The sequence below is a fragment of the Micromonospora sp. LOL_013 genome (assembly GCF_048060315.1).
GTDB lineage: Bacteria > Actinomycetota > Actinomycetes > Mycobacteriales > Micromonosporaceae > Micromonospora_E.
Genome location: NZ_JBHMIQ010000068.1, coordinates 1 through 10,151, shown reverse-complemented (window position 1 = coordinate 10,151; position 10,151 = coordinate 1). Strand labels below are relative to the sequence as shown.

Sequence of the window (10,151 nt, the reverse complement as noted above, 5' to 3'; positions counted from 1 at the left end):
CAACAGAAACAGACTCCCCCACCACAGGAGCCTCCTCCAAAATCAAATGAGCATTCGTACCACTAACCCCGAACGCAGAAACCGCAGCCCGACGCGGCCGACCAGTCACCGGCCAATCACGCCGCTCCGACAACAACTCCACCGACCCCGACGACCAATCCACAAACGGCGACGGCTCATCCACATGCAACGTCGCCGGCAACACCCCCTCCCGCAACGCCAACACCATCTTCATCACACCAGCAACACCCGCAGCCGCCTGCGTATGACCCACATTCGACTTCAACGACCCCAACCACAACGGACCACCCGAACGACCACGCCCATAAGTCGCCAACAACGCCTCAGCCTCAATCGGATCCCCCAACCGAGTCCCCGTACCATGCGCCTCCACCACATCAACCTCATCAGCCGCCACACCCGCCACCGCCAACGCATCACGAATCACCCGCTGCTGCGCAACCCCCGACGGCGCCGTCAAACCATTCGACGCCCCATCCTGATTAACCGCAGAACCCCGCACCACCGCCAACACCCGATGACCACGCTCCCGCGCCACCGACAACCGCTCCAACACCACAACACCAGCACCCTCAGCCCAACCCGTACCATCCGCACCACCCCCAAAAGCACGACACCGCCCATCAACCGACAACCCACCCTGCCGCGAAAACTCCACAAACAAACCCGGCCCCGCAATAACCGTCACCCCACCCGCCAACGCCACATCACACTCACCCAACCGCAACCCCTGACACGCCAAATGCAACGCCACCAACGACGACGAACACGCCGTATCAACAGAAACCGCAGGACCCTCCAACCCGAGAACGTAGGACACCCGACCCGACACCACACTCGGCGTCGTCCCCGTCAACAAAAACCCCTCAAACCCGCCACCCCCCTCCGACAACCGAGGCCCGTACTCCTGACCCATCACCCCCACATACACACCAGTCCGCGACCCCCGCAAACCCACCGGATCAATACCCGCATGCTCCAACGCCTCCCACGACGTCTCCAACAACAACCGCTGCTGCGGATCCATCGCCAACGCCTCACGAGGGGAAATCCCAAAAAACTCGGCATCGAAAAACCCCGCGTCATACACAAAACCCCCCTCACGCACATACGACTTCCCCGCCACCCCCCGCACCGGATCAAACAACGACTCCACATCCCAACCCCGATCCACCGGAAAACCAGAAACCGCATCCCCACCCGACACCACCAAATCCCACAAACCAGCCGGAGACACCACACCACCCGGCAACCGACAACCCATCCCCACAATCACAACCGGATCATCATCCACAACAGCAGCGGACTCGTACTGCCGGATCCGCTCGCGAGCCTCGTGGAGGTCGCTCATCGCGCGGCGCAGGTATTCGCGGAGCTTCTCTTCGTTGGTGACGGGCACGGTGCTCCCCCTGTGGTCCGGTGTCGTCGTGGGGTCGGGCGTTGGGTCGGTCGGCGCTACGACAGCCGAAAGTCGCTGTCGAGCAGGTCGAACAGTTCCTCGTCGGAGGCGGTCCGCAACCGGTCGGAGACCTCGGAGCTGGAACCGTCGTCGGGATCGGGGGGGCCGGCGGTGCCACCGACCTCCGCGAGCAGGGCACGGAGCAGATCGGCGGCGCGGGTGCGGTCGGTGTCGTCCCGCACCGCCGCCGCGATCCCGGTGCGGAGCTGGTCCAGCGACGCCAGGACGCCGGCGGCGTCGGTCGGCAGCCGGTCGCCGGAGGACCGACGGTCGAGTTCGGTCCCCAGGTAGGCGGCGAGTGCGGCGGGGGTCGGGTGGTCGAAGACGATGGCGGCGGGCAGGCGGAGGCCCGTCGCCGCGCCGAGCCGGTTGCGCAGGTCCACGGCGGTGAGCGAATCGAAACCCGCGTCCCGGAAGGACCGTTTCGCACTCAACGTCGTCACCCCGGCGTGGCCGAGTACGGCGGCTGCCTCGGCACGGACCAGGTCGGTGAGGATCGCCGCGCGCTCGGCTGCCGACCTGCCCGCCAGTTGCGCGGTGACGGTGGCCTCGGCCGGCTGCTCCGGCGTACCGGGTCTCGGTCGCGCCCGGGTCGGGCCGGTCAGGACGGCGGGCACCGCGCCGACCGGACCGTCCGCGCGCAGCGCCGCCGGGTCGAGGCGGACCGGGTAGAAGACCGCCCCGGGGCGGACGCAGGCGGCGTCGAGGAGCACGAGCGCGTCCTCGACGCCGAGTGGCACGAGCCCGGACCGACGCAGGCGGGCGAGGTCCGCGCGGCCCAGGCCGGCGGCCATCCCGCCGTCCAGCGGCCCCCAGGCGAGCGAGGTCGCGGGCAGCCCACGGCCCCGCCGCCAGTCGGCGAAGGCGTCGAGAAAGGCGTTGGCAGCGGCATACCCGGCCTGGCCGGCGCTGCCGATGGTGCCGGCCACGGACGAGAACAGCACGAAGGTGGTGAGTTCGGAGTCGTGAGTGAGGTCGTGGAGGTTGATCGCCCCGTCCGTCTTGGCGCGGAGCACCGCCGCGACCCGGTCCCCGGTCTGAGCGGTCAGCGCACCGTCGTCGGCGATACCCGCGGTGTGCACCACGGCGGTGAGTGGATGCCCGGGCGGGATCTCGGCCAGCAGCCGGGCCAGGGCGTCGCGGTCGGCGACGTCGCAGGCGGCGACCCGGACGGAGGCGCCCAGGGCCACCAGGTCCCGGGTCAGGTCGGCCGCACCGGGGGCGTCCGGCCCGCGCCGGCTGACCAGCAGCAGGTGCCGTACCCCGTGCCGGCGGGCCAGGTGCCGGGCCACGGCCCCACCGAGCAGCCCGGTCCCCCCGGTGACGAGCACCGTGCCGGTGCCCGACCAGGGCACCACAGCATCGTCGGCGGCCGGTGCCCGGACGAGACCCGGGACGGTGGCCGTCCCGGCGCGCAGGGCGAGTTGCGGTTCGGCCATTCGCACCGCCCCCGGCAGGGTACGCAGCGAGTCCGGGTGGTCGTCGACGTCGACGATGAGGAACCGTTGCGGGTGCTCGGTCTGGGCGACCCGCAGCAGCCCCCAAACCCCGGCGGCGGTGGGATCCGTGACACCGGTGCCGGTCTGCACCGCACCGGTGGTCAGCACGACCAGCTGGTAGCCGGTGAACCGGTCCTCGGCGAGCCACCGCTGGACGAGGTCGAGCGCCTGCCGGGTGACCCGGTCCACACCGACGGCCGTCACCTCACCGGCCGGCACGCCGTCGGCCGGGCCGGTAGTGACGACGACGTGGGTTGGTTCCGGGCCGTCGGCCAGGGTGGCGACCAGCGCGTCCAGGTCCGGGTATGCCTGCGTGGGCGCCTCAGCCGACAGGGCGGCGAGCAACGCCGGATGATCGGGGCCGACGAGGGCGAACCGGACCTCCCCGGTCGGCGGAGCGGACGGCACGGCCGCCCAGTCCAGCCGGTACAGCGGCGCCTGGCTGGTGACGGCGGCGGCGATCCGGTCGGCAGGTACCCGGCGCAGGGCCAGGGAGGCGGCGGTGAGCACCGGAACACCGGTGCCGTCGGCGGCGGTGACGCTGACCGACTCGGGACCGGCCGGGGCGATCCGGAGCCGGAGTCGGTCGGTCCCGGTGGCGGAAAGCCGGACGTCGGTCCAGGCGAACGGCAGCATCCCGTGCGCGCCATAGGGGAACTGGTCGCCGAGGACGATCGCATGCAGGGCGGCGTCCAGCAGCGCCGGGTGGATCCGATAGCGGACCGCCTCTGGGGCGTACTCCTCGGGAAGCCGGACCTCGGCGAACGTCTCGTCGCCGCGTTGCCAGGCGGCGCGCAGTCCCCGGAACGCGGGGCCGTACCCGATGCCCGCATCGGCGAACCGCTCGTACTCGCCCTCAATTTCCACGGGCTGCGCCCCCTCGGGGGGCCAGACGTCGGCGAGGTCAGTGGCCGGCCCGGCCCCGCCGGTGGGCGGCTCCTCGGCGGTGTCGGTCACCCGGCCGGTGGCGTGCCGGGTCCACTCTGGTCCGGCGACGGCCGGCCTGGAGTGGACCTGGACGGTCCGGGTGCCGTCCAGGTCCGGACCACTCAGCACGACCCGCAGCCGGACGCCCTCGTCCTCGGGGACCACCAACGGCGCTTCGAAGGTCAGCTCCGCCACTCGGCCGCAGCCGGCGGCGGCACCCACCTCGTGCAGGATCTCCAGCAGGGCGGCGCCCGGCAACACCGTGCGCCCCCACACGCTGTGATCGGCGAGCCACGGGTGGGTGCGGACGGAGAGCAGGCCGGTCCAGACCGTGCCGGTGCCGTCGGGCAGGTCCACCGCGACGGCGAGCAGCGGGTGCCCGGCCAGGTCGAGCCCCACGGCGGTGAGGTCGGGTGTGCCGGGGCGCGGGTCTAGCCAGTAGCGGGTCCGCTGGAACGGGTAGGTGGGCAGGTCGGTGCTGCGCGGGCCGTCGCCGAGTACCGCGACCGGGTCAACCGAAAGGCCGTGGACGTGGGCGGTGGCCAGCGCCTCCCCGACGGCGATGTCGTCGTCGCGGTCCCGGCGTAGGAAGGGCAGGAACAGCAGGGGCCGGTCGGTCTCGGCGGGGTCCGAGGACTCGGCCAGGCAGTCCCGCGCCATCGCCGTGAGCACGCCGTCCGGGCCGAGTTCGACGAAAGTGTCGATGCCTTCGGCGCGGAGCCGGCGAACGCCGTCGAGGAAGCGCACCGGGTCGCGGGCGTGCCGGACCCAGTACTCCGGGGTCCGCAGGTCGCCGCCGGACGCCGGCGCGCCCGTCACGGTGCCGACGACGGGGATGGTCGGATCCCGGTAGTCGAGGTCCCAAATGGTCTTCTCGAACTGCGCGAGCATCCCGTCCATCCGGGGGGAGTGGAAGGCGTGGCTGACCCGCAGCCGCGTGGCCCGGCGACCCCGCTCGCGCCACCAGGCGACCTGTTCCTCGACAGCACCCTCGTCGCCCGCGACGAGGGTGGCCTGCGGCCCGTTGACCGCAGCGATGGCAAGTTCGTGTCCGCGTCCGGTGAGTAGCGGGGCGACCTCGGACTCGGTGGCCTCGATCGCGGCCATCGCGCCGCCGGCGGGCAGGCCCGCCATGAACCGGCCGCGTGCGGTCACCAGCAGGGCGGCGTCGGCCAGGGTGAGCACGCCCGCAACGTGCGCCGCGCTGATCTCCCCCACCGAGTGCCCCAGCAGGGCGTCCGGGCGCAGCCCCCAGCTCGTGACAAGCCGGAACAGCGCCACTTCCAGGGCGAACAGCGCCGGCTGGGTGTATGCGGTGTCGTCCAGCAGGGCCGCCGCGTCGCTGCCCGGCTCGGCGAACATGACGTCCCGCAGTGGCCGGTCCAGGTGCCGGTCCACTTCGGTGAGCACCTCGTCGAGCGCCTGCGCGAAGGTGGGGTGCCGGGCGTACAGGTCCCGCCCCGCCCCCGGCCGCTGGCTGCCCTGGCCGGTGAAGAGAACGGCGACGCGGCGTTCCGGGGTGGCCCGACCGGTGACCAGCCCAGCGGCGCTGCGGCCGGTGGCGATAGCCCGCAGCCCGTCGAGCAGGGTGGCGGTGTCGGGCCCGAGCACGGCGGCCCGGTACGGGAACGCGGTGCGGGTCCGGGCCAGCGCGCGGGCGACGGCGTCGGCGGAATCGGGCCGACCGGTCAGGTGGCTGTGCAGCTGCCGGGCCTGCTCGCGCAGGGCCGCCTCGTCGCGGCCGGACAGGACCCAGACGGGTACCCCGGCGGCCGGGGGCGACGCGGCGGTGGGTTCGGCCCCCGGCCGGCCGGGGGCGGCTTCCAGAATGGCGTGGGCGTTGGTGCCACTGGCGCCGAACGACGAGACGCCGGCCCGCCGGGGGCGGTCGTCAAACGTGGGCCACGGTCGGCTCTCGGTCAGCAGTCGGACCGCGCCGGAGGACCAGTCCACCCTGGTCGAGGGCCGGTCGACGTGCAGGGTCCGAGGCAACCGACCGTGGTGCATCGCCAGCACCGTCTTGATCACACCCGAGACTCCGGCGGCGGCCTGGGTGTGGCCGACGTTGGACTTCAGCGACCCGAGCCACAGCGGCCGGTCCGCCGGCCGCCCCTGCCCGTACGTCGCCAGCAGCGCCTGCGCCTCGATGGGGTCGCCCAGGGCGGTGCCGGTACCGTGTGCCTCCACGGCGTCCACCTCGTCGGCGGCCAGCCCTGCGTCGGCCAGCGCCTGCCGGATGACCGCCTGCTGGGCGGTACCGTTCGGGGCGGTCAGGCCGTTGCTCGCCCCGTCCTGGTTGACGGCCGTGCCTCGGACGACGGCCAGTACCCGGTGCCCGTTACGGACCGCGGCCGAGAGCCGTTCCAGCAGCAGCATCCCGACGCCCTCGCCGAAGCCGGTGCCGTCCGCCGCATCCGCGAACGCCTTGCAACGGCCGTCCACGGCCAGTCCACGCTGGCGGGAGAAGTCGACGAACATCGTCGGGGTGGCGAGCACCGTCGCCCCGCCCGCCAGGGCCAGGTCACACTCGCCGGACCGCAGGGCCCGCACCGCCAGGTGCAGCGCCACCAGCGACGAAGAGCAGGCCGTGTCGACCGTGACCGCCGGCCCCTGCAACCCCAGGGTGTACGCGATCCGACCGGAGGCGACGCTGCCCGCGCTGCCGTTGACCAGGTAGCCCTCCAGGTCGTGCGGGACCTCGGCGAGCCGGGTGCCGTAGTCGTCGTACATCACCCCGACGTAGGTCCCGGTGCGGGTGCCGCGGACCTCGCCGGGTGCGATGCCCGCCCGTTCGAGGACCTCCCACGCGGTCTCCAGCAGCAGCCGCTGCTGCGGGTCCATGGCCAGGGCCTCGCGCGGTGAGATGGCGAAGAACTCCGGGTCGAAGTCGGCGCAGTCGTGGAGGAAGCCGCCCTCGCGGGCGTAGCTGGTGCCGGCGGCGTCCGGGTCGGGGTCGTAGAGCTTCTCCACGTCCCAGCCCCGGTCCTCGGGGAAGCCCGAGATGGCGTCGGTCCCGCCGTCGACCAGCCGCCAGAGGTCCTCGGGGGTCTGCACCCCGCCTGGCAACCGGCAGCTCATTCCGACGATGGCGATGGGCTCACGCGCGCCGTCCTCCAGCTCGCGTAGCCGTCGCCGCGTGCCGGCCAGCTCGGCGGTGACGCGCTTGAGGTACTCACGAATCCGGTCCTCGTTGGCGGCCATCTGCCGGTTGTCTCCTCGGTCGGGGTTCACAACTGCTCCTCGATGAAGGCGAACAGCTCGTCGTCGGTCGCCGAGGCCAGCCGCTCGGCGACCGTTGTATCCGCCAGCCCGTCCTCCGCCGGCCGGGACCGGGGCCCGCCGACCAGGGCGAGCATCTCCTCCAGTCGGCGGCGGACGATGTTCCGGCGGATGTCGTCGGTCTTCATCCCACCGAGCGCGGCGGCCAGGGTGTCTAGCCCGGTCAGCGCTGTCGCGCCCGCGTCGGCCACCCCGTCGGCGGCGAGTTCGTCAGCCAGGTGCTCAGCCACGGCCTGCGGGTCCGGGTGGTCGAACACCAGGCTCGGGGCCAGCCGCAGGCCGGTCGCCGTGCTCAGCCGGTTACGCAGTTCGACGGCGGTCAACGAATCGAACCCGATCTCCCGGAATGGTCGTCTCGGGTCCCCCGCGGCCCCCGCGTCGAGGGCGAGCACCCCCGCCACGTGGGTACGGACCAGGTCCAGCAGCTCCCGGATCCGGGCCGGGGCGTCCTGCCCGGCCAGTCGCCTCCGCAGGTGGTCCGCCTGCTCTGCGGGGGCGGTGGCCGGCGCGGACGCCCCGCCCGCGCCCCCCGATGTGGTGGCCCGCCGGGTCGGTGCCGGCGGGACCAGGCCACGCAGCAGCGCCGGAACCGCGTCCGGTCCACTGGCGACCTGCTCCCGCCGCAACGCCGCGAGGTCCAGACGCGCGGGTACGAGCAGGGATTCGTGCCGGGCCCGGTCGAGCGCCCGGTCGAACAGCAGGAGCCCCTCCTCGGCGGTCATCGGCGCGATGCCGGAACGGCGCATCCGCCGCAGGTCGTTCTCACCGAGGTGGCCCGTCATATCGCTGGCTGGTCCCCACAGGCCCCAGGCGAGGGCGACGCCGGGCCGCCCCTGGGCCTGCCGGTGCTGTGCCAGGGCGTCCAGGAAGGTGTTCGCCGTTGCGTAGTTCGCCTGACCGGGGCGGCCCAGGATGCCCGCCGCCCCGGAGAACAGGACGAACGCGGCCAGGGGCAGTCCTGCGGTCAACTCGTGCAGGTTCAGCGCGGCGTCGACCTTCGGCCGCAGCACCGCGTCGATCCGGTCGGGGGTCAGCGCCTGGAGCGCCCCGTCGTCGAGGACGCCGGCCACGTGCACCACGGCGGTCAGCGGGTGCGCGGTGGGGATGCACTGTAGGACATCGGCCAGGGCCGCGCGGTCGGCGGCGTCACAGGCGACCAGCGACACGTGCGCGCCGAGCCCGGTCAGCTCCTCGGTCAGCCGGTCGGCTCCGGCGGCGCCGGGTCCGCTGCGGCTGACCAGCAGCAGCCGGCGTACCCCGTGCGCGGTCACCAGATGCCGGGCGAGCAGGCCGCCGAGGGTGCCGGTGGCGCCGGTCACCAGGACGGTGCCGGCTGGGTCGAGCCCGCCCGTCAGCGGGTCGGCGGGCTCCGGTTCCGCGCGCAGTGGCTCGATCTCGGGCACCCGGATCTCGCCGGCCCGAACCGCGAGCTGTGGCGTGTCCACGGTGAGCGCCGACGGGACCATGGAGATGGAGGTGTCGTCGGCGTCGACGTCGAGCAGGACGAACCGGTCCGGGTGTTCGGACTGGGCCGACCGCACCATGCCCCAGAGTCCGGCGTGGACGAGGTCCGGCACGTCCTCGTCGGTGCCGGCAGCCACGGCCCGTTCAGTGAGCACGACGAGTTTCGCCGCTGCGAACCGCTCGTCGGCCAGCCAACCCTGGAGCAGGTCCAGTCCGGCCCGGGCCTCCGCCCGGACCACCTCGGCGACGTGGGCGGGTTCGGTGGAGTAGGAGTCCATGCGGAAGTCGGCAAGGACGACGCTGGGAGCTTCCGCGCCCGCGTCCAGGGCCGCCCGTAGGGAGGCCAGGTCGGCGTGGATGTCGATGGCGGTGACCGGCCAGCCGTATCGCGCGGCGGCGCCGATCACCTCGGCGCCGTGAGGGCCGACGACCGCCCACCGCCGCTGCTGCGACGCGGCCACGGCGGTCCTTCGCCGCCAGCCCACCCGGTACAGCGGCAGGGCGGGGGTCGTACCGGCGACACCGAGGCGTTCCCGGGCGAGCGGCAGCAGGATGAGCGCGTCGAGCGAGAGGACGGGGGCCCCGGCAAGGTCCACCGCCTGCATCGACACCGCTGCCTCGCCGGCCCGGCCGATGCGGACCCGCAGCGTGTCGGCGCCGGTGGCGTGCAGGGTGACGCCCTGCCAGGCGAACGGGAGCAGCACACTCCCGTCGGGGACGTCGACGAGTCCGCCAGCCAGCCACGGTTGCAGGGCCGCGTCGAGCAGCGCGGGGTGCACCCCGAACCGGGTGGCCTCGGCGGCGACCCGGGATGGCAGGCGCACCTCGGCGAAGACCTCACCGTCGCGCCGCCAGACATCCTGGAGTCTGGCGAAGACCTCGCCGTACTCGTAACCCAGCGTGGCGAACCGCTCGTAGAGGGCGTCAACGTCGACGGGTTCGGTGCCGGCGGGGGGCCAGGTCTCGGTGTGCCACGAGGTCGCCGGGACGGGTCGCGGCCCGGTGGTCAGGACACCGACCGCGTGGCGGGTCCAGGCGGCCTCGTCGGCTGCGGACTCGGCACGGGAGAACACACTCACCGGCCGGTGGCCGGATCCCTCGGCCGGTTCGTCCACCAGCACCTGCAGCCGTACGCCGCCGGTGGGCGGCACCACCAGCGGCGCCTCCAGGCGCAGCTCCTCGACACCGGTGCAGCCGGCCACCTCGGCGGCGTGCAGGGCCAGTTCCATGAAGGCCGTACCGGGCACCAGGACGGTGCCGGAGACGGCGTGGTCGGCGAGCCAGGCGTGCGAAGCGAGCGAGAGCCGGCCGGCGAGCAGGAGACTCCGGGTGCCGCCGACCGGCAACGCACCGCCAAGCAGCGGGTGGTCCTCCCACTCCATCCCGAACCTGGCCGCAGCGGCGGTCCCGACGCCTGCCGGCGAGGTGTGCGCCCAGTAGTGGCGTCGCTGAAAAGGATACGTAGGCAAATCAACCACCCGACCCCCAACACCAGCAAACAC

Annotated in this window: 3 protein-coding genes; all 3 read right to left on the bottom strand. The window is 73.0% G+C overall.

Annotation, left to right across the window (positions count from 1 at the left end; all coding sequences use genetic code 11):
* Window positions 1-1,420: type I polyketide synthase (locus tag ACFHWS_RS27955; protein ID WP_416569519.1), on the bottom strand; the 1,420-nt coding region annotated here is incomplete at its 3' end.
* A gap of 56 nt (window positions 1,421-1,476) precedes the next feature.
* Window positions 1,477-7,107: a type I polyketide synthase gene (locus tag ACFHWS_RS27950; RefSeq protein ID WP_416569520.1), complete on the bottom strand. Its 5,631-nt coding sequence runs from the start codon at window positions 7,105-7,107 to the stop codon at window positions 1,477-1,479.
* A 26-nt stretch (window positions 7,108-7,133) separates the two neighbouring features.
* Entirely contained in the window at window positions 7,134-10,118 is a 2,985-nt protein-coding gene (locus ACFHWS_RS27945) for an SDR family NAD(P)-dependent oxidoreductase (protein ID WP_416569518.1), read from the bottom strand.
* Between the last annotated feature and the right edge of the window lie 33 nt (window positions 10,119-10,151).